Source organism: Nonomuraea sp. NPDC054003 (assembly GCF_055585125.1).
Genome location: NZ_JBVJKR010000006.1, coordinates 236,144 through 254,384 on the forward strand (window position 1 = coordinate 236,144; position 18,241 = coordinate 254,384).

21 protein-coding genes and 1 tRNA gene are annotated in these 18,241 nt (G+C 71.5%); 13 read left to right on the top strand and 9 right to left on the bottom strand.

The window, feature by feature from the left end; genetic code table 11:
* The first annotated feature begins 1 nt into the window (after position 1).
* Both ACZ6YG_RS17610 and ACZ6YG_RS17615 read left to right on the top strand, forming a co-directional pair.
* On the top strand, positions 2-250 hold the full coding sequence (locus tag ACZ6YG_RS17610; protein WP_148029583.1) for a BON domain-containing protein: 249 nt from the start codon (positions 2-4) through the stop codon (positions 248-250).
* Complete coding sequence (locus ACZ6YG_RS17615; RefSeq protein WP_219543759.1) at positions 243-965, top strand: metallophosphoesterase family protein; 723 nt, start codon at positions 243-245, stop codon at positions 963-965. The genes ACZ6YG_RS17610 and ACZ6YG_RS17615 overlap by 8 nt, the downstream gene beginning before the upstream one ends.
* Positions 966-1,103: 138 nt before the next feature.
* Here ACZ6YG_RS17615 and ACZ6YG_RS17620 read toward each other — a convergent pair whose 3' ends face one another.
* The gene (locus tag ACZ6YG_RS17620; RefSeq protein WP_020543887.1) at positions 1,104-1,253 is read right to left on the bottom strand and encodes a GPGG-motif small membrane protein; all 150 of its coding nucleotides are present in this window, start codon (positions 1,251-1,253) and stop codon (positions 1,104-1,106) included.
* 64 nt (positions 1,254-1,317) lie between these two features.
* Entirely contained in the window at positions 1,318-1,803 is a 486-nt protein-coding gene (locus tag ACZ6YG_RS17625) for a DUF1360 domain-containing protein (RefSeq protein WP_148029584.1), read from the bottom strand.
* Between the two features lie 79 nt (positions 1,804-1,882).
* Here ACZ6YG_RS17625 and ACZ6YG_RS17630 point away from each other — a divergent pair, with 79 nt between their 5' ends.
* From ACZ6YG_RS17630 to ACZ6YG_RS17650, 5 genes are all read left to right on the top strand, one after another.
* Positions 1,883-2,479 (top strand): nucleotidyltransferase, encoded by a 597-nt coding sequence (locus tag ACZ6YG_RS17630; RefSeq protein WP_148029585.1) that lies wholly within the window; start codon positions 1,883-1,885, stop codon positions 2,477-2,479.
* A 252-nt stretch (positions 2,480-2,731) separates the two neighbouring features.
* Positions 2,732-3,619: a DMT family transporter gene (locus ACZ6YG_RS17635; RefSeq protein ID WP_148029586.1), complete on the top strand. Its 888-nt coding sequence runs from the start codon at positions 2,732-2,734 to the stop codon at positions 3,617-3,619.
* A 104-nt stretch (positions 3,620-3,723) separates the two neighbouring features.
* On the top strand, positions 3,724-5,925 hold the full coding sequence (gene secA2, locus ACZ6YG_RS17640) for an accessory Sec system translocase SecA2 (RefSeq protein WP_372452407.1): 2,202 nt from the start codon (positions 3,724-3,726) through the stop codon (positions 5,923-5,925).
* 36 nt (positions 5,926-5,961) lie between these two features.
* Positions 5,962-6,336: a VOC family protein gene (locus ACZ6YG_RS17645; RefSeq protein WP_148029587.1), complete on the top strand. Its 375-nt coding sequence runs from the start codon at positions 5,962-5,964 to the stop codon at positions 6,334-6,336.
* Positions 6,337-6,459: 123 nt separating this feature from the next.
* On the top strand, positions 6,460-7,344 hold the full coding sequence (locus ACZ6YG_RS17650) for a DMT family transporter (protein ID WP_148029588.1): 885 nt from the start codon (positions 6,460-6,462) through the stop codon (positions 7,342-7,344).
* Here ACZ6YG_RS17650 and ACZ6YG_RS17655 read toward each other — a convergent pair.
* Positions 7,247-8,407 carry an FAD-dependent monooxygenase gene (locus tag ACZ6YG_RS17655; RefSeq protein ID WP_466018583.1) on the bottom strand — a complete coding sequence of 387 codons (1,161 nt, stop codon included), beginning with the start codon at positions 8,405-8,407 and terminating at the stop codon, positions 7,247-7,249. The two genes, ACZ6YG_RS17650 and ACZ6YG_RS17655, sit on opposite strands and share 98 nt — an antisense overlap.
* 76 nt (positions 8,408-8,483) lie before the next feature.
* Between ACZ6YG_RS17655 and ACZ6YG_RS17660 the strand changes: the two genes are divergently transcribed.
* Entirely contained in the window at positions 8,484-9,086 is a 603-nt protein-coding gene (locus ACZ6YG_RS17660; protein ID WP_466018584.1) for a TetR/AcrR family transcriptional regulator, read from the top strand.
* Between the two features lie 25 nt (positions 9,087-9,111).
* On the opposite strand, the gene ACZ6YG_RS17665 is transcribed toward ACZ6YG_RS17660, so the two are convergent.
* Positions 9,112-9,690, bottom strand: coding sequence for a GNAT family N-acetyltransferase (locus ACZ6YG_RS17665; protein ID WP_219543764.1), 579 nt, complete (start codon positions 9,688-9,690; stop codon positions 9,112-9,114).
* A 106-nt stretch (positions 9,691-9,796) separates the two neighbouring features.
* Here ACZ6YG_RS17665 and ACZ6YG_RS17670 point away from each other — a divergent pair, with 106 nt between their 5' ends.
* From ACZ6YG_RS17670 to ACZ6YG_RS17680, 3 genes are read left to right on the top strand one after another with little or no spacing between them, the layout of a single operon-like run.
* Positions 9,797-10,999, top strand: a complete 1,203-nt coding sequence (locus ACZ6YG_RS17670; protein ID WP_466018585.1) for an acyl-CoA dehydrogenase family protein — start codon at positions 9,797-9,799, stop codon at positions 10,997-10,999.
* A 22-nt stretch (positions 11,000-11,021) separates the two neighbouring features.
* Complete coding sequence (locus ACZ6YG_RS17675; RefSeq protein WP_219543766.1) at positions 11,022-12,185, top strand: acyl-CoA dehydrogenase family protein; 1,164 nt, start codon at positions 11,022-11,024, stop codon at positions 12,183-12,185.
* Positions 12,182-13,228, top strand: a complete 1,047-nt coding sequence (locus tag ACZ6YG_RS17680) for an acyl-CoA dehydrogenase family protein (protein ID WP_148029593.1) — start codon at positions 12,182-12,184, stop codon at positions 13,226-13,228. Before ACZ6YG_RS17675 ends, ACZ6YG_RS17680 begins: the two co-directional genes overlap by 4 nt.
* Here ACZ6YG_RS17680 and ACZ6YG_RS17685 read toward each other — a convergent pair.
* Entirely contained in the window at positions 13,199-13,789 is a 591-nt protein-coding gene (locus ACZ6YG_RS17685; RefSeq protein ID WP_148029594.1) for a TetR/AcrR family transcriptional regulator, read from the bottom strand. The genes ACZ6YG_RS17680 and ACZ6YG_RS17685 overlap by 30 nt on opposite strands.
* Positions 13,790-13,961: 172 nt before the next feature.
* On the opposite strand from ACZ6YG_RS17685, the gene ACZ6YG_RS17690 reads away from it, so the two are divergent.
* The gene (locus ACZ6YG_RS17690; RefSeq protein ID WP_271275384.1) at positions 13,962-14,726 is read left to right on the top strand and encodes a nuclease-related domain-containing protein; all 765 of its coding nucleotides are present in this window, start codon (positions 13,962-13,964) and stop codon (positions 14,724-14,726) included.
* An 18-nt stretch (positions 14,727-14,744) separates the two neighbouring features.
* On the opposite strand, the gene ACZ6YG_RS17695 is transcribed toward ACZ6YG_RS17690, so the two are convergent.
* Both ACZ6YG_RS17695 and ACZ6YG_RS17700 read right to left on the bottom strand, forming a co-directional pair.
* Complete coding sequence (locus ACZ6YG_RS17695) at positions 14,745-16,097, bottom strand: vWA domain-containing protein (protein ID WP_466018586.1); 1,353 nt, start codon at positions 16,095-16,097, stop codon at positions 14,745-14,747.
* On the bottom strand, positions 16,097-16,930 hold the full coding sequence (locus tag ACZ6YG_RS17700) for an AAA family ATPase (RefSeq protein WP_148029597.1): 834 nt from the start codon (positions 16,928-16,930) through the stop codon (positions 16,097-16,099). The genes ACZ6YG_RS17695 and ACZ6YG_RS17700 overlap by 1 nt, the downstream gene beginning before the upstream one ends.
* 100 nt (positions 16,931-17,030) lie before the next feature.
* Between ACZ6YG_RS17700 and ACZ6YG_RS17705 the strand changes: the two genes are divergently transcribed.
* Positions 17,031-17,104: transfer RNA gene (locus ACZ6YG_RS17705), tRNA-Lys, on the top strand.
* 58 nt (positions 17,105-17,162) lie between these two features.
* Here the strand turns inward: ACZ6YG_RS17705 and ACZ6YG_RS17710 are convergent.
* A complete protein-coding gene (locus tag ACZ6YG_RS17710; protein WP_148029598.1) occupies positions 17,163-17,693 on the bottom strand; it encodes a hypothetical protein in 531 nt (176 codons plus the stop codon).
* Positions 17,686-18,210 carry a hypothetical protein gene (locus ACZ6YG_RS17715; RefSeq protein WP_148029599.1) on the bottom strand — a complete coding sequence of 175 codons (525 nt, stop codon included), beginning with the start codon at positions 18,208-18,210 and terminating at the stop codon, positions 17,686-17,688. The genes ACZ6YG_RS17710 and ACZ6YG_RS17715 overlap by 8 nt, the downstream gene beginning before the upstream one ends.
* Between the last annotated feature and the right edge of the window lie 31 nt (positions 18,211-18,241).

The following is an 18,241-nucleotide window of genomic DNA, read 5'->3' on the forward strand; positions in this document are numbered from 1 at the left end:
GATGGAAGCTCCGCAGTACGTCGCGGCCCGCGTCCAGGCGGCGCTGGCTGAGGACCGCCGCACGCATGAGCTCGGCATCCGTGTCGACGTGAGAGGCGATCAGCTTTTCCTGCGCGGCCAGGTGAGCGGGGCCGAGCAACGTGAACGGCTCGGCGAGGTGGCCAGGGAGGCCGCTCCCGACCTTCACGTGCACAACGAGATCAACGTCGTCGAGGTCGGCAGGCCAGGGGAGGTAGAGCATCTTGACTGAACTGCGCATCGCGGCCGTGGGAGACATCCACCTGGGTGAGGACGTGCGCGGCCAGTACCGCAAGAGCCTGGACGGCATCGGGGACCGCGCCGACATCCTCATGGTGGCCGGCGACCTGACCCGGCACGGCACGCTGGAGGAGGGCAGGGTGGTGGCCGACGAGCTGCGCGACCTGCCGATCCCGGTCGTGGCCGTGCTCGGCAACCACGACTACCACTCCGACATGCAGCACGAGATCGCCAGTGAGCTGCGCGACGCCGGCGTCATCGTGCTGAACGACGACAGCGCGGTCATCGAGTGCGACGGCACGCGGCTCGGCGTGGTCGGCGGCAAGGGCTTCGGCGGCGGGTTCGCGGGCAAGTGCGCGAGCGAGTTCGGCGAGCGCGAGACCAAGAACTTCGTCCGCCACACCCGGCTGATCGCGGAGTCCTGGCAGCACGCGCTGAAGGAGATCGACGCCGACCGCCGGGTGGTGCTGTCGCACTACTCTCCGATCAAGGAGACGCTTGAGGGCGAGCCGCTGGAGATCTACCCGTTCCTGGGCAGTTACCTGCTCGCCGAGGCGGTCGACACGGCGGGTGCCGACCTGATCCTGCACGGCCACGCGCACAGGGGCACCGAGAAGGGCATGACCTCCGGCGGCATCCGCGTGCGCAACGTCGCCCTGCCGGTGCTCGGCGCCGCGTACGCGGTCTACTGCCTGGCCGACGAGTAGCCGTTCATGGTGAAGCCCTTCCCGGTCATCCGGGAAGGGCTTCTTCGGCGTACAACTCCTTCTTCATTTATGGCAATTCATCGGGCCGGTGATAAACACCGGCCCGACGAACGAGCGTGTGGGGCGTCAGAACACGCCCTACACATTGAAGATGCTGACCCCACCGGGGCCGACCAGGAACCCGAGAACGATCAGGACGATCCCCCAGAGGAGATCGCGACGGGCCAGAATCACATAGATGCCGGCGATGACGAGAATTACCGCGATGATCCAGAGCAAAGTAGCCATGACACAGCCACTGCCCTCGTGGCGGGACCTTTAACATTCGATGTGCCGCCGATATTTTCCTCTTTCATGAGGCGGACCTGGCGAGCTTGGCGTACGCGAACTGCAGCCAGTCGGAGGCGGCCACCGCCGTCATCGCCGCTCCCACCAATCTGGTCGCGCGCGGCGCGAACACCAGGCCGATGGCGTAACCCGTGGCCGCCCACTGGGCGATGCAGAACGGGCAGCTCACCAGCTCGCCGACCGTGTTGCGCGGCTCCTCCTTCAGCTCCGACGGCCCGCTCACGCCCTCGAACCGGGTGAACGGCGCCCTGATCGGGCTGGTGACCGGATCCTTGGCCAGGAGGCGGGCGAGCTTGTGCGTGCAGGCCGCCATCAGGGCCACGTCCATCGGCCCGATCCGCTCCGGCGGCCGCCTGCCGGTGAGCTTCGCCGCGACGGCCGCCGCCGCCACGACCGTCCCGTACACGCCGATGATGCGGGCGTAGGTGCCCAGGGGACGATCATGCTCGCCTTCGTACTCCTGCCCGGTCTTTTCCAGGTACTCCGTCATGGGGTCGCGGCTACCCTTCGGCCGTCGGTTCACGCGCCGGGACAGGCCTATTCGAAGGGCCTGAGGGTAGCCCGCTCTCATGAGCAGTCATAGTCATGAGGTCACTGACGCCATCCTTGACACGCTCAAACGGGCGAGCTCCGGTTTGAAGGACGCGGGCGTGAAATTCGCCTTGGCGGGAGGGTGCGCCGCGTACGCGCGCGGCGCGGCGCCGTCCCTGCACGACGTGGACTTCGTGGTCACCGAGCACGACGTGCCCGCGGCTCTGGAAGCGCTGCGGGGCATCGGTTTCCGGACGGCCAAGCCGCCCGAGGACTGGCTGGTCAAGGCGTACGACGACGGCAAGCTGGTGGATCTGATCTTCAAGGTGTCCGACCGCCCGGTCACTGACGAGTTGCTGAACCGGGCCGAGCCGATGAAGGCGTCGGCGGTGATCGTGCCCGTCCTGGAGGCCACGGACCTGGTGATCTCCTGGCTGATGCCGCTGTCGGAGCACGCCTGCGACTACGGCGCGCTGCTGCCCCAGGTCAGGGCGCTGCGGGAGCAGGTGGACTGGTCCAGGGTCGCGGCGGTGACCGGGTCCTCCCCGTACGCGGCCACGTTCCTGACCCTGCTCGAACGGCTGGCCGTGCTGGAGAAGCCGGTCGAGCCCGCGGGTGACACCTCCTGGCCGTGAGCCACGGGGAGACCGCCGTGGGCCGCGTCGCCGGGCGTGGCCTTTTCGATGTCCCCGGGCGGGCTCGCCGATTTCGGGATGAACGCTGCTTTCCGTCCCGGCTAAGGTGAGCCCGTGCCGCGATTGATCTGCTCCCCTCCTCCCGCCCGCTAGCGGGCGGCATTTCCTGATTTTCCGGGTCTGACCGATCCGGGGGTGGCTGCTGCCCGCATCCGGGCCCTTCTCCACCACTCCCATCCGGAGCGATCTGTCATGACCCAACTGTCCATCCGGCGTGCCACCGGGTACGTCGTCACGGCCGCGGCTGCGTGGGGCACCGGCGGCGCGGCGGGATCCCTGCTGTTCGCCGCGGGCGGCTTCGACGCCCTCGACGTCACCTTCTGGCGCTTCCTCCTCGGCGCCGCGTTCCTCCTGCCCCTGCTCGGCGGGGCGTCCTGGCGGCTGGACCGCCACGTGCTGGTCGTCGGCGCGGGCATGGCCGTCTACCAGGCCGCCTACTTCGCGGCCATCGCGCGCTCGGGGGTCGCGGTGGCCACCGTGATCACCATGGGCGCGACGCCCGTGTTCACCGCCCTCGGCGGGCGTCTTCTCCTCGGCGAGCGGCTCGGCCGGTCCGGCCTCGCCGCACTCCTGGCCGCCCTGACGGGACTCGCCCTCCTGATGGCGGGCTCCCCGGAGGCGCCTGGCGGCTCCGGGGCGGGGGGCGCGCTCGGCGGGGCCGGGTTCGCGCTGCTGTCGGCGTTCGGTTACGCCGGGGTGACGTTGTTGTCACGGCGGCTCGGCACGGCGGAGGAGCCGGGGGACCCGCTGGCCACCGCCGCGGCCGGGTTCCTCGTGGGGGCCGCGTGCGTGCTGCCGTTCGCGCTGGCCGGCGGGGTGCTGCCCCGGCTGAGCTGGGAGAGCGCGGCGCTGCTCGCGTTCCTCGGCGCGGTGCCCACCGCGCTGGCCTACGGGCTGTTCTTCCGCGCGCTCACCGCGCTGAGCGCCACCACCGTCGCCATCGTCTCCCTGGGCGAGGCCGCCTTCGCTGCCCTGATCGGGGTGGCGTTGCTCGGTGAGCGACCCGGCCCCGCGGGCTGGGCCGGATGCGCGTTGCTGCTGCTGGCCGGGGTGTTCCCGGCCCGGCGGGCGCGGGGCTAGCGGACGGGCGAGTGCGGTCCGTCGTATGGGTTAAGGTCCGTACGGCGGACCGCTGCGCCCCGGCGCGAGGGAACGGCGCCGGCGAAGCGCGCGTTGGAGGAACTGTGGCCTCGATAACAGGAATCGTCAGGAACCTTCTGGACCGCCCCGGAGGGGCGAACCTGAGCCCCTACCGGAAGGTCGTCAAGGCCGCCGCCGGGCACGCCGACCGCCTCAAGACGCTCGACGAGCTGCCCCGGCCCGACATGAGCGACCTGGCCGCGTTCTGCGCCGTCGCCAGGGAGGCGGCCGACCGCACCCTCGGGCTCCGCCCGTACGACGTGCAGTTGCTCGGCACGCTCGCGCTGCTCGACGGCAAGGTCGCGGAGATGGCCACCGGCGAGGGCAAGACGCTCTCCGGCGCCATGGCGGCCGCGGGCTACGCCCTGAAGGGCAGGCGGGTGCACGTCATGTCCGTCAACGACTACCTCGCCAGGCGCGACGCCGAGTGGATGGCCCCCTTCTACGAGGCCATGGGGGTCACCGTCGGCTGGCTCGACCAGAACTCCACGCCCGCCGAGCGGCGCGAGGCGTACGCGAAGGACATCACCTACGGGCCGGTCAGCGAGATCGGCTTCGACGTGCTGCGCGACCGGCTGCGCACCGACGCGAGCGAGCTGATCGTGCCGGAGCCGGAGGTGGCGCTGGTCGACGAGGCCGACTCGGTCCTGGTCGACGAGGCCAGGGTGCCGCTGGTGATGGCCGGCTCGTCCGACGCCGGCAACACCGTGCCCGAGATGGCGGTGCTGGTCCGCACACTCGTCCGCGGCTACCACTACGAGATCGACGAGCAGGCCCGCAACGTCTACCTGACGCCCAAAGGCGCCGAGACCGTCGAGAAGCGGCTGGACGTCGAGCTCTACGACCAGGACGAGCCCGGCACGCTGATCGAGCTCAACCTCGCCCTGCACGCCCACGCCCTGCTCACCCGCGACGTCGACTACATCGTGCGCGACGGCAAGGTGCAGCTCATCAACCCGTCGCGCGGCCGGGTGGCGGTGCTGCAGCGCTGGCCGAACGGCCTCCAGGCGGCGGTCGAGGCCAAGGAGGCGCTGCCCGCCAGCGACAAGGGCGAGATCCTCGACTCGATCACCATCCAGGGCCTGATCAGGCGCTACCCGCGGGTGTGCGGCATGACCGGCACCGCCGTCGCGGTGCACGAGCAGCTCGGCGAGTTCTACGGGCTGAAGGTCGCGGTGATCCCGCCGAACCGGCCGTGCGTCAGGGAGGACGAGCCCGACCGGATCTACCCGACGGTGCCGGAGAAGGAGTCGGCGCTGGTCGAGGAGATCCAGCGGGTGCACGAAACCGGCAGGCCCATCCTCATCGGCACGCTCGACGTGGCCGAGTCGGAGAACCTCGCCGACCTGCTGCGCCGCCGCGGCCTCGAACCGGTGGTGCTCAACGCCAAGAACGACGCGGAAGAGGCCGCCATCATCGCCAGGGCGGGCGAGCGCGACGCGATCACCGTGTCCACCCAGATGGCCGGCCGCGGCACCGACATCCGTCTCGGCGAGGGCGTCGCTGAGCTGGGCGGCCTGTACGTGATCGGCTCCGGCCGCCACGCCAGCAGCCGCCTGGACGACCAGCTCCGTGGCCGGGCGGGCCGGCAGGGCGACCCGGGCGGCTCCGTGTTCTTCGTCGGCCTGGAGGACGAGCTGGTCACCCAGTTCGCGCCCGACGAGCGGCCGCCCGCCGCCGACCCCGACGGCCTGGTGCGCCACCGCCGCGCCGCCTACATCGTCGGTCACGCCCAGCGCATCGCCGAGGGCGTCAACCTGCAGATCCACCGCAACACCTGGCGTTACACCCGGCTGCTCGAACAGCAGCGCGAGCTCATCCTGGAGTGGCGCGACAAGGTGCTCCACACCGACTCGGCGGCCCGCGCGCTGGCCGCGGCCCACCCCGAGGAGTGGGCGGCGGCGCCGGAGGACACCCGCGAGGAGACGGCCCGCCAGATCGTGCTGCACGCCATCGACACCTGCTGGACCGAGCACCTCGCGTTCCTGCACGACCTGCGCGAGGGCATCCACCTGCGGGCGCTGGGCCGGATGAGCCCGATCGACGAGTTCCAGCGGGAGGCGGTGGCCGAATACAAGACGCTGCAGGCGGAGATCGAGCGGCGCTCGCTGGAGGCGTTCCAGGCCCCCGAGCCCGACCTGAAGCGCCCCGAGGCCACCTGGACCTACCTGGTGCAGGACAACCCGTTCGGCACCGAGTGGGACCGCATCCTCAAGCGGATCAAGGGCGGCCCCGCCCGTACCTGACAGCAGATGGCAGGTATGCCTGGAAGGCTGCGGAGCATGACGACGAAAGCGAAGCTCCTTGCCACGACCATCGACTGCGCGGAGCCGAAGAAGCTGGCGGAGTTCTACCACCAGCTGACCGGCCTGCCCATCCAGTACTCGGAGGACGAGTACGCCGCCGTGGGCGACGGCACGACCAACATCTACTTCGGCAGGGTCCCCGACCGCGAGCCCGTCCCGTGGCCCAGCCCCGCCAAGCAGTTCCACTTCGACTTCCGGGTGCCCGACGTGGAGAAGGCCGTCGAGGAGTACGTCGCGCTGGGCGCCACCAGGCCGGAGTTCCAGCCGGGCGTCACCGACGAGGGCGTGGGCTGGATCGTGATGCAGGACCCGGAGGGCCACGCGTTCTGCGTCTGCCCAGAGAAGTCCTGAACCCGGAGGGCCAGATCGCGGCCCCCTTAAGGGGAAGAATGGCCTAAAGGATGATTCGGGGCTGGCGCGTACCCTCTAAGCTGGGGCAATGCTCCAAGGATCTCCTCCCCACCGAGCACGCCCATGACCTGGATCGGCGTGCTCATCGCGCTGGCGGGCGCTCTCGGATACGCGCTGGGGGCGGCGCTGCAGCAGTACGAAGCCGTGGCCGAGGGCGCGTCGCTCAGGCTGATGCGGCGCCCCCGATGGTGGATCGGCGGCGTCATCGGGTTCACCGGCGCGTGCCTCCACGCGGTCGCGCTGAGCTTCGCGCCGCTGGTGGCGGTCCAGCCGATCAGCGTGGCGACGCTGGTGTTCGCGGTGCCGCTGGCCGCCTTCATGTACGGTCGCAAACCGTACAAGGCGGAGATCTTCGGCTCGATCGCGGTGGCGGTGGGCCTGCTCTGGCTGATGATGCTGGTGCCCCACCAGGACGTCACGCCCCGGCTGAGCGACGGGGCCGCGCTCGGGTTCATCGGCGTGATCACGCTGATCGCGCTGGCCACGCAGGTCGCCGCCGCCCGGGTGCGCGGGCCGGTCAGGGCGATGCTGCTGGCGATCGGCGCGGGCGCGGTCACGGCCAGCGTCTCGACGTTCGTCCGGGTGGTGGGGGGCGGCCTGGAGGGCGACCTCGGGCGGCTGGTCCACTGGTTCACGCTGGCCATCCCGGTGCTGCTGATCTTCGCGGTGGTGCTGCTGCAGCGCTCCTACGCGGTCGGCTACTTCGGCATCGCCTACGCGGGCGTGCAGGTGGTCGACCCGATCACGTCGGTGATGGCCGGCGCGCTGCTGCTCGGCGAGTCGTTGCCGACCAGCCCGTCCACCGCGATCCCCGCCGTGTGCGCGGCGGCGCTGACCATCGCCGGCACGATCACGCTCGGCCGTCTCGCACCCGATCACTCCCGGCCGGCGCCGGTGGCCGCCACCGCAGAACCCCGTCCATTTGCCGCAGCATCAGATCTGGCGTGACCCGCGTGGCCAGCGACATGCCCAGGTCGCGCAGGGCCACGGCGAGCGGGTTGCGCAGCTTGGTCGTCCGGCAGATGCTCATGGCCTTGCGCACGATCCCGGCGGTGCGGCTCAGCCTGGCCTCGGTGTAGGCGGCCAGGTCGCCCCCGGCGAGGTGGGCGAGCACGACCGCGTCCTCGATCGACTGGCAGGCGCCCTGGCCCAGGTGGGGCGTCATCGCGTGGGCCGCGTCGCCCAGCAGCGCCACCCGCCCCGCGTGCATCGCGGGCAGCGGCTCGCGCAGGTAGTAGAGGTCGTTGCGCAGGACGTGGGCCGGGTCGGCGGTGCGCAGCAGCTCGGGGATCGGCTCGTGCCAGCCGCCGAACCTGCGCACCAGCTCCGACCTCTCGTCACCGGCGGCGCCGCCTGCGGGCGCGACGTCGGTGGCGTAGAAGTACACCGTCTTCTCGTCCAGCGGGTGCGCGCCGAACACCAGCCCCCGGCCCCAGGTCTCGCTGTTGCGCGGCGTCGCGGCCGGCATGGGCGCCAGGCCGCGCCAGGCCGTCACCCCCGAGTAGACCGGCCAGGGATGGCCGGGGAAGAGCGCCCGGCGGGTCGGGGAGTGGATGCCGTCGGCCGCCACGACCAGGTCGCCGGTGAACTCGCCGGCGTCCGTCCGCACGGTGCCCGTGGCGGCGTCCACGCCGGTGACCGTGGTGCCGAGGCGTAGCCGGTCGGGCCCGAGCGCCTCGGCCAGCAGGTCCACCAGCTGGGCGCGGAGCAGCACCACGGCCGTCCGGTCGCCGTAGCGCTCCTCGGCCGCGCTGCCGCTGGTGTGGGTGAGCCAGCGGCCGTCGGGCCTGCGGATCCCGATCTGCCCCTGCATCCTGGCGCGCGCCCGCACCGGGTCGCCGAGTCCTACGGTGTCGAGGGCGCGCAGCGCGTTGACCGCTATGGCCAGCCCGGAGCCGACCGGTTCGAGCTTCGGCGTCCGCTCCAGGACGGTGACGTCCCATCCCTTGCGGTCCAGGGCGACACCCGCGGTCAGCCCTCCGATGCCGCCGCCGATGACGATCGCTTTCATGTCCATCCCCTCACTACTTCTGTAGTGGCAACATACTACGCCCGTAGTTTGGACTACAAGCGTAGTATCGGGGTCCGTGAAGCGATCCGAGGCCGTGGCGGAGGCGGCGATCACCCTGCTGGCCGAGCGGGGCATGCGCGGGCTGACCCATCGGGCGGTCGACGAGGCCGCCGGGCTGCCGCCCGGGTCCACGTCCAACGTGGCCCGCACCCGCGCCGCGCTCCTGGAGCTCACCCTGTCGCGGCTCACCGACCTGGAGGAGCGGCTGTTCTCGGAGGCGATGGGCGACGGGCCGCCGCCGGGCGCCGACCTGACCGAGCTGCTCGCCGGAGTGCTGACGGCCCAGCTGCGCGACCGGCGGCGCACGCTGGCCCGCTACGAGCTGGCGCTGGAGGCGACCAGGCGGCCGGAGCTGCGGGAGATCTACGACAGAGCGGGCCGCCGGTTCCGCGATCCCGCCGTCGCCCTGCTCGCCGCCGCGGGCTCGCGCGATCCGGTACGGCACGGCCGCCAGCTCGTGGCGTTCGCCGAGGGCGTCATGTTCGACGTCATCGCCGGCGCGGGCGCCGAGCCGTCGCCGGACGACCTGCGGGCCGGCGTGCGGGATCTGCTGAGAGGCATGCTCGCCGACCAGGGCGACGGCCGGAGCGACGCCCGCCGGAGCCGGCGGCGGGGCTGACACCGGGACGGCGGCGGGGCGGGTGTCAGCCGGTGAGGCGGGCGCGGTGGGACGGCCACTCGTCGTCGAGGATGCCGAAGCAGGCCGTGTCGCGCCAGGTGCCGTCCGGCCTGCGGCGGTGGCGGCGGAGCGTGCCCTCGTGCAGCCCGCCGATCCGCTTGATGGCGGCCTGGGAGCGCAGGTTGAGCGCGTCGGTCTTGAGCAGCACCCGGTTGTGGCCGAGCTTGTCGAAGGCGTGGTCGAGGAGCAGGAGCTTGCAGGAGGTGTTCACGGCCGAGCGCCAGTGGGCGCGGCCGTACCAGGTCCAGCCGATCTCGACGCTCTCGTCGAACCCCGGCACGTCGCAGTAGGCGGTCCAGCCGACCGCCCGCCCGGTCTCCTTGAGCAGCACGGCCAGCGGCACGTGCCTGTCGTCCTCGATCAGCGCCCGGGCAGCCGCCGCCAGCTCCTCCTCGGCGCGCGGCGTGGCGATCGGCATCCACCGCCACACCTCGTCGTCACCGCCGCCCGCGGCGAACAGGTCCGGCACGTGGCCGGGGGAGAGGGGTTCCAGCCGGACGACGTCGTTCTCCAGCGTCACGGGTGCGGGAAGGTGTGCGGTCATGGCGGTGACCTTACGGGGGACCGGTCCGTACGGGAGAGAGCCACCTGGCGGGTTTTGGCGGAGACCACTGTCGACAGCCATACCGGCCGGTCGGTAGGCTCCCGGCATGGACTTCGCTTTCGACAGCGTCACCGAAGACCTTCGCCGGCGCCTGCTGCAGTTCATGGACGAGTGCGTCTACCCGGCCGAGCCCGCCTTCGATGAGCAGGCCAAGGCCAGCGGCTGGGGCGTCCCGCCGCTCGTCGAGGACCTGAAGGACGAGGCGAGGAAGCGTGGCCTGTGGAACCTGTTCCTGCCCGGTGACCACGGCGCCGGGCTGACCAACCTCCAGTACGCGCCGCTCGCGGAGATCATGGGCCGCAGCCCGCGGCTGGCGCCTGTGGCGACCAACTGCGCCGCGCCCGACACCGGCAACATGGAGGTGCTCTCCATGTTCGGCAGCGAGTGGCAGCGCAAGGAGTGGCTGCGCCCGCTGCTCGACGGCGAGATCCGCTCGGCGTTCGCGATGACCGAGCCCGACGTGGCCTCCTCCGACGCCACCAACATCGCCACCTCGATCGTCCGTGACGGCGGCGAGTACGTCATCAACGGCCGCAAGTGGTTCACCTCCGGCGCGATGAACCCGAACTGCAAGATCTTCATCGTGATGGGCAAGACCGACCCAGAGGCGCCCAAGCACCGCCAGCAGAGCATGATCCTGGTGCCCCGCGACACCCCCGGCATGGACATCCGGCGTGGCATGAGCGTCTTCGGCTACGACGACGCCGACCACGGCGGGCACGCCGAGATCCTCTTCGAGGACGTCCGCGTCCCGGCGGAGAACCTCGTCGGGGAGGAGGGCGGCGGCTTCGCCATCGCCCAGGCCAGGCTCGGCCCCGGCCGGATCCACCACTGCATGCGCCTGATCGGCATGGCCGAGCGGGCCGTCGAGCTGATGTGCGGCAGGGCGCTGGCCAGGACCACGTTCGGCAAGCCGATCGCCCGGCAGGGCGTGGTGCAGGACTGGATCGCCGAGTCCCGCATCAAGATCGAGCAACTGCGCCTGCTCGTGCTGAAGACCGCCTGGCTCATGGACACCGTCGGCAACCAGGGCGCCCACACCGAGATCCAGGCCATCAAGATCTCCACCCCGATCACCGTGGAGTGGATCCTCGACAAGGCCATCCAGGTGCACGGCGCGGGCGGCGTCTCCCAGGACTTCCCGCTGGCCGGGCTCTGGGCCGGGGCCCGCTCGCTGCGCCTGGCCGACGGGCCGGACGAGGTGCACAAGCGGTCGCTGGCCTACCGCGAGCTCAAGAAGCACATGTGATCCCCCGACGACAGGAGCTGGAGTGGACGAAGCACGGCTCAAGGAACGCGTCGCCGCGTTCCTGAGTGAGAACGACCCGGCAGGCGACCGGCTGGAGTTCCTGCGCGCCAGGTTCGACGCCGGCCTGGCCTGGGTCTGGTTCCCCGAAGGGCTCGGCGGTCTCGGGCTCTCCCGTGACATGCAGGCGGTCGTGGAGCGGGAGCTGGCCGGCACCCCGCAGATCGACGGCGGCGTGCAGGGCATCGGCCTGGGCATGGCCGCGCCCACCATCCTCGCCTTCGGCACCGAGGAGCAGCAGCGGCGCTTCCTGCGGCCGCTGTGGACCGGCGAGGAGATCTGGTGCCAGCTCTTCAGCGAGCCCGGCGCCGGCTCCGACCTGGCCACGCTCGCCACCCGGGCGGTCCGGGACGGCGACGAGTGGGTGGTCGACGGACAGAAGGTGTGGACGTCGGGCGCCCACCACGCCCGCTGGGCCATCCTGGTCACCCGCACCGACCCCGGCGTGCCCAAGCACCGCGGCCTGACGTACTTCGTCTGCGACATGCAGGCGCCCGGCGTCGACGTCCGGCCGCTGCGGCAGATCACCGGCGAGGCCGAGTTCAACGAGGTCTTCCTGACCGGCGTCCGGCTCGCCGACGACCTGCGGCTGGGCGCGGTCGGCGACGGCTGGCGGGTCGCGCAGACGACGCTGATGAACGAGCGGGTGGCCATCGGCGGCGGCGGTGGCGCCCGCGGCGGCGGCATGGTGGGCGGCGTGCTGCGCTCCTGGCGGGAGCACCCCGAGCTGCGCACCCACGACCTGCACCAGCGGCTGCTGTCGCTCTGGGTGGAGGCCGAGGTGACCCGCCTGTCGGGCGCCAGGCTGCGCGAGCAGCTCGCCGCCGGCCAGCCGGGGCCCGAGGGGTCCGGCATGAAGCTGTCGTTCGCCAAGCTCAACCAGGCGCTGACCGGCCTGGAGATGGAGTTCCTGCGCGACCTCGGCTACGACGACTACGCCTTCCGCCGCTCCGAGACCGTCGACTTCTACGGCCGCGGCCCCGGCTACCGCTACCTGCGCGCCAAGGGCAACTCGATCGAGGGCGGCACCTCGGAGATCCTGCGCAACATCATCTCCGAACGGGTGCTCGGCCTGCCCTCGGAACCCCGCATCGACAAGGACGTGCCCTGGAAGGACCTGCCGCGATGAGCCTGCTGTATTCCGAGGTCGAGGAGGAGCTCCGGGCCGCCGTGCGCGACCTGCTCGCCGACCGCTGCCCGCCGTCGGCGGTGCTCAAGCGCGCCGAGTCGCGGCCGTACGACCCGGACCTGTGGAAGACGCTGGCCGGGGAGATCGGCGTGGCCGGGCTGATCGTCCCCGAGGAGTACGGCGGCGCGGGCGCGTCCGCCAGCGAGGCCGCCGTCGTGCTGGAGGAGCTGGGCCGCGGCATCGCGCCGGTGCCGTTCTTCACCAGCTCGGTGCTGGCCACCCGCGCGCTCGTCCAGGCGGGGGCGGGCGAGCTGCTCGAACGGCTGGCCGACGGGCGCTCGACGGCCGCGCTGGCGGTGTCGTTCGCCGCGTCCCCGTACCGGCCCGACCGCGGCGCGTCGGTGCGGCACTCGGGCGGGACGCTGTCCGGCACGGTCACCGGCGTCGCCGGGGCCGACGTGGCCGACGTGCTGCTCGTCCCGGTCGAGGGCGACCTGTATCACGTGGAGGGCGCCGAGGTGCGGGCGGAGACCTCGTTCGACCTCACCCGGCCCGTCTCCACCGTCACGTTCGACGGCGCGGGCGCCACCCGCGTGGGCGACGTGGACCTGGTGGCCGTCCTGCGGTTCGGCGCCGGGCTGCTGGCCTCCGAGCAGTACGGGGTCGCGCAGTGGTGCCTGGACACCACGCTGGCCTACGTCAAGGAGCGTCACCAGTTCGCCCGGCCGGTCGGCTCCTTCCAGTCGATCAAGCACCGGCTGGCCGACCTGTGGCTGGACGTGGTGCGCGCCCGCGCCGCCGCCCGCAACGCCGTCACCGAGGACACGCCGGTCGCGGCCGCCGTGGCCCAGGCGTGGAACGCGGGCGTGGCCGTACGCGCCGCGGAGGAGGCGCTGCAGTTGCACGGCGGGATCGGCATGACCTGGGAGCACCCGCTGCACCTGTATCTCAAGCGCGCCAAGTCCGCGGAGGTCGCGCTCGGCACGCCGGGCGACCACCGGGAGGCGCTGGCCTCACTCGCCGGGGTGCCCGGCCCCGAGTGAGGTGAGCAGCAGGTCGGCGAAGTGCTCGCCCACCTGGGCACCGGTCAGCGGCCCGTCCGCGTGGAACCAGGTGCCCAGGTGGTGCACCGAGCCGAAGAAGTAGTCGACGACCAGCTCGGCCGGCACCCGGTCGCTGAACACGCCCTCGCGCTGGCCCTCCAGCACCAGGTCGCGGAAGCGCTCGTGGTAGCGGCGGCGCTCGGCCCGCACGGTCTTGCGGGTCTCGGGGGCGAGCAGGTGCATCGAGCGGAAGAAGATCTTGGAGTCGTCGAGGTTGTCCGTCGTGGTCTCCACCACGTCGGCCGCCGCCCGGTGCAGTCGCTCCACGACCGTGCCGCCGCTGTCGGCGATCTGCGTCAGGCGCTGCATCTGCATGCGCAGGACCCTGGCGTAGATCTCGTGCAGCAGGTCGTCCTTGGAGTCGAAGTAGTGGTACATGGCGCCCTTGGTGACGCCCGCCGCGACGACGATCTCCTGCACCGAGGTGCTCTCGAAGCCCTGCTCGGCGAAGAGCCTGGTGGCCTCGCCGAGGAGCCGCTGGCGTACCGGTTCATCTTTCACGGGGCAAGCATACCGACTGGTCGGTTGAGCGTCTTGATTGTGGCCCTGGAGGTACCAATTACGTCACCTTAGGCTCGCCTTGCTTCGGCATGGGGTATCTCTTAGTTCGGCGAGGGATCTTCGGCGTAGCAGATCCTGTGGTTTCACGACATCTTCATTCGGGGAGTTTGCCGTGCCCGGTGGCTCTATCTACGTGCAGCAGGACGAGAAATTCACAGGATCGTCTCCGCAGTGGTGGTACGAGAAGTTCTGGCGGGAGGGAGCCCAGAGCAGGCGCCGCTCCCGCATGGTCAAGGCGGCGGTGGGAGCCGTCGCCGGGTTCGCGATCGCGCTCCGGTTCACCCTTCCGGCGCCCGTCCTCTACGCCGTCGCGCTCGGCGGCGTCGTCGCGGGCATCGACTGGTGGCTCGACTGGCGCGCGTTCCGGGCCACCGCGGTCTGGCGGGGCAGGCGGCGCGGCGAGGCCATCACGGGCCGGCTGCTGCGGCGCTCACTCGGCAGGCAGGGCTATCGCGTGCTCGACGGCCGCGCCATCAGGGACCAGGCGTCCATCGACCACCTGGTGATCGGGCCGGGCGGGGTGTGGATCGTCGACAACGAGTCGTGGAGCCCCGACACCGAGATCGCCTCCTACAACGGGCGGCTGTTCTTCGGCGAGAAGTACGGCACGAAGACGGCCAAGCCGCTGTGCGACGCCGCGCAGGCGTTCGCCGAGCTGCTCGGCCGCGAGACCGGCATCCAGATCTCCATCAGCCCGCTGATGGCCGTCCACTGCGGCATGCTGCCGCGCGGCGGCTCGCTCACGGCCGAGGGCGTCACCTTCCTCAAGCCGCGCCTGGTGGCCAGGCACATCAAGGCCAACCAGAAGGCCCTGCTGGACGCCGCGCAGATCGAGCTGCTGGCCCGCACCGCCGCCCGCGAGCTGCAGCGCGTCTGACCCGCCGCCGGCGACGGGTCAGGCGATGTCCTCGATGAACGCGGTCAGCTGGGCCACGTTCCTGCACTCGTGCATCGGCACCACCGTGCCGTAGTCGGTGGCGATCGAGTCGCCGGTGTCCCACTGGCGGCGCGGCTCCGGGTTCAGCCAGTACGCGTGGCGGGCCTGGCCGGCCAGCGACTTCAGCACCTCCAGGGCGGGCGGCTGGTAGTTGGAGCGGGCGTCGCCCAGGATGAGCAGGGAGCTCTTCGGGCCGATCGCGTCGCCGTAACGCTCGGCGAACGTCTCCAGCGCGTGACCGTAGTTGGTGCGGCCGAAGCGCACCATGTCGGCCTCGGTCGCCAGCCGGCTCATCGCGTCCAGCACGTCGGCGCCGGGCTGGAAGAACCGGGTGATCTCGTCCACGGTGTCCACGAACCCGAACGCCCGCACCTTCGTGAACTGCTCCCGCAGCGCGTACGTGAGCAGCAGCGTGAAGTGCGCGAACGACGACACCGAGTCGCTGGTGTCGCAGAGGATGACCAGCTCGGGCTTGTGCGGCCGGGGCGGCTTGAAGTGGGTGTCCATCGGCACGCCGCCGCTCTGCAGCGAGGCCCGCACGGTGCGGCGGAAGTCCAGCCGCCCGCGCCTGCCCTTCCTGTGCTTGATCGTCAGCCGCGCGGCCAGCCTGCGGGCCAGCGGATGGACCTCGCGGCGCAGCCGGGCCAGGTCGGCCTTGGTGACGCGGAGGAAGTCGAGCTGGTCGAGCGGCGGCCGCACGGCCGAGCGGGCGATCTTCTCGATCCCGGAGTCCTCGGCGATGCGGCGGCGCACGTCGGCGGAGACCGCCTCCTCGAACCGCCTGATGCCCGAGTTCACCCGCTGCCGGGCGGTCTTCTCGGCCAGCCCGCCGCGCTCCTGCCCGGCCAGCACCTCGCGCAGGATGCCGGCCATGAGCGTCTCGGGCGACAGGGCGCGCAGCACGCTGTAGGAGAACCAGTTCTGCCGCCCCGGCCGCGCCTCCTGCCTGCCGAAACGGCCCACCATGGCCCGCGCGAACGCGCGCAGTTCGCTCTCCGTGCCGTCCATCAGCAGCCCGGCCAGGTGCTCGCGCAGCTCGGGGACCGGGGCCTGGTCCAGGTCGACGTCCTCACGCTGCCGCAGGCCGCTCGTCGTCGGCGGGAACCACAGGTCGAACAGCACGTCGAAGCCGGGCCGGTTGGCCGGCTTCTTCACCAGCGTGGCCGCGTACGCCTCGCGCAGCGACTCCCTCTCGACCAGGTCGATCACCTGTAGCGCCCGCGCCGCGTCCAGCCCTTCGGCCAGCGACACGGGCAGCCCGGCGTCCCGCAGCGCGTGCATGAATCCGATGTGCCTGTCGACGAGCGACATCAGGCCAGCCCGAGTTCCTTGACGGCACGCTCGTGGTCGGAGTTGTGCTTGAGCACCACGCCCAAGGTCTCCGCCACCGTCTCCTCGTCCAGGTCGCCCCGCCCGAGCGCCAGCAGCGTGTGGGCCCAGTCGACGGTCTCGGCCACCGACGGCGCCTTCTTCAGCTCCAGCGCGCGCAGCGTCGCCACCGTGCGGGCGAGCTGCTCGGCCACGCCGGCGGGGAGCGACGGCACCTGCGCGAGCACGATGTCGCGCTCGCGTTCGGGTGTCGGGTACTCGATGTGCAGGTAGAGACAGCGCCGCTTGAGCGCCTCCGACAGCTCGCGGGTGGCGTTCGAGGTCAGCACCACGTACGGCCTGCGCCTGGCGACGATCGTGCCCAGCTCCGGGATCGTCACCTGGAAGTCGGACAGCAGCTCCAGCAGCAGGCCCTCGACCTCGACGTCGGCCTTGTCCATCTCGTCGATGAGCAGCACGGTCGGCTCCTCGGCCCTGATGGCCTTGAGCAGCGGCCGCTCCAGCAGGAACTCCTCGGTGAAGATGTCGTCGTCGGCGCTGGTGGCCTGGATCCGCAGCAGCTGCTTCTTGTAGTTCCACTCGTACAGCGCCCGCGCCTCGTCCAGGCCCTCGTAGCACTGGAGCCTGACCAGGGCGGACCCGGTGGCCTGGGCGACGGCCTTGGCCAGCTGGGTCTTGCCGACGCCCGCGGGGCCCTCCACGAGCAGCGGCTTGCCGAGTGCGGCGGCCAGGAACACCGAGGTGGAGATGGCGTCGTCGGAGAGATAGTCGACGGCGGTGAGCCGCTCGGTCACGTCGGCGGGGGATGCGAACATCGATGCTCCTGTCTGGTGGCCGAACTTTATTCTAGCCGGAGATGTCCGCGTCCAACCGATTCGACCAGCATGCGAATCGCCGGTATATTCATCCCCGCAAGCGCCGCTAGCTCAGTTGGTCAGAGCAGCTGACTCTTAATCAGCGGGTCCGGGGTTCGAGTCCCTGGCGGCGTACTCGACGGGAAAGCCCCGGCTCACCATGGTGGGCCGGGGCTTTCCGCTTGTCGTCGTCTCAGCGGCCGTGCAGGCGGAGGAAGTCGTCCAGGCTCCGGTGGTAGAAGGCGAGGTCCTTCTCCAGCTTGGCCCTGGTGACCCGGTCGGGCTCCGACGCGCGCAGCGACCTGCCCGTCTCCGTCCAGAACTCCTCCGATTCGAGCTCGGCGGCGCCGTCGGGGAAGAACTTCAGTGCCTCCTCCAGGGCCTCGGCGGCGAACCGCCAGCCCGACGCCACCTCGTCGTGCTTGCGGGCGTCCGAGGGGTCGGCGGCGGAGTACAGCGCGCCCTCCATCGCCCGGCGCGCGTACGTGGTCGCGATGAGCACCCACTGGCCGGGGTCGATCAGCTCCGACACCCCGGCGCCGAACACCAGGTCCCGCTCCCTCGCCCGCGCCTCGGACTCGCGGGGCACGAGCACCTCCGCCCCGCCGAGGCGCACCACCCAGCCGTCCGCCGTCTCCTGGGTGGTCGCGTCGCGCGAGCCGCCGGCCAGGTCGAGGTACACGTACGCCTCCACGAGCGTGCGGGCGCGCTTCCGCTCAGGCATACCGCTCCACCAGCCCCTGGTAGGTGTCCCGCACGACCAGCAGCCGGTCGAGCTGGAACCGGCCCGGCTCCTGCGCCCGCATCCGCTGCCCCCGCTCCGACCAGAACCCGTCGTCGGGCACCTCGTCCGCGCCCGGCGGCACGAACTTGACCACCTCCGCCACGGCCGCCGCCGCGACCCGCAGCGTGCGCTCCGCCTCGGCCGGGTCGTCCGTCGGCACGTTGCCCGCCGACAGGTCGGCCACCCACATCCACTCGCCCGCGTCGAGCAGCTCCGACGGCTCCTCCCCGCCGAACGTCGGATAACCGGCGGGCATCAGGGGCCGCTCCGGCAGGCCGAACACGTACTCCCGGGGTGTCCCGCACGCCTCGCACGTGCCGTGGTAGCGGTTGACCAGCCCGCCGTCCACGCTGACCAGCCCGCTCTGCCAGGAGGTTTCCACCGACCCGCAGGCGCACGGGTGCAGATCGAGATAGAGGTGGGCCTCGTCCCTCGTCCTCGCCACCGCGAACGTCATGACCGTCCTCTCGCTCGGGATTCCCCATGAT

What these genes read in the sequence shown, in the direction of transcription:
- ACZ6YG_RS17665 (WP_219543764.1), bottom strand. Translation starts at nt 9,690, where the DNA reads ATGACCGCACACCTTCCCGCACCCGTGACGCTGGAGAACGACGTCGTC.
- ACZ6YG_RS17650 (WP_148029588.1), top strand. Translation starts at nt 6,460, where the DNA reads ATGACCTGGATCGGCGTGCTCATCGCGCTGGCGGGCGCTCTCGGATAC.
- ACZ6YG_RS17700 (WP_148029597.1), bottom strand. Translation starts at nt 16,930, where the DNA reads ATGTTCGCATCCCCCGCCGACGTGACCGAGCGGCTCACCGCCGTCGAC.
- ACZ6YG_RS17635 (WP_148029586.1), top strand. Translation starts at nt 2,732, where the DNA reads ATGACCCAACTGTCCATCCGGCGTGCCACCGGGTACGTCGTCACGGCC.
- ACZ6YG_RS17695 (WP_466018586.1), bottom strand. Translation starts at nt 16,097, where the DNA reads ATGTCGCTCGTCGACAGGCACATCGGATTCATGCACGCGCTGCGGGAC.
- ACZ6YG_RS17645 (WP_148029587.1), top strand. Translation starts at nt 5,962, where the DNA reads ATGACGACGAAAGCGAAGCTCCTTGCCACGACCATCGACTGCGCGGAG.
- ACZ6YG_RS17670 (WP_466018585.1), top strand. Translation starts at nt 9,797, where the DNA reads ATGGACTTCGCTTTCGACAGCGTCACCGAAGACCTTCGCCGGCGCCTG.
- ACZ6YG_RS17630 (WP_148029585.1), top strand. Translation starts at nt 1,883, where the DNA reads ATGAGCAGTCATAGTCATGAGGTCACTGACGCCATCCTTGACACGCTC.
- ACZ6YG_RS17610 (WP_148029583.1), top strand. Translation starts at nt 2, where the DNA reads ATGGAAGCTCCGCAGTACGTCGCGGCCCGCGTCCAGGCGGCGCTGGCT.
- ACZ6YG_RS17625 (WP_148029584.1), bottom strand. Translation starts at nt 1,803, where the DNA reads ATGACGGAGTACCTGGAAAAGACCGGGCAGGAGTACGAAGGCGAGCAT.
- ACZ6YG_RS17715 (WP_148029599.1), bottom strand. Translation starts at nt 18,210, where the DNA reads ATGACGTTCGCGGTGGCGAGGACGAGGGACGAGGCCCACCTCTATCTC.
- ACZ6YG_RS17680 (WP_148029593.1), top strand. Translation starts at nt 12,182, where the DNA reads ATGAGCCTGCTGTATTCCGAGGTCGAGGAGGAGCTCCGGGCCGCCGTG.
- ACZ6YG_RS17710 (WP_148029598.1), bottom strand. Translation starts at nt 17,693, where the DNA reads ATGCCTGAGCGGAAGCGCGCCCGCACGCTCGTGGAGGCGTACGTGTAC.
- ACZ6YG_RS17655 (WP_466018583.1), bottom strand. Translation starts at nt 8,407, where the DNA reads ATGAAAGCGATCGTCATCGGCGGCGGCATCGGAGGGCTGACCGCGGGT.
- ACZ6YG_RS17620 (WP_020543887.1), bottom strand. Translation starts at nt 1,253, where the DNA reads ATGGCTACTTTGCTCTGGATCATCGCGGTAATTCTCGTCATCGCCGGC.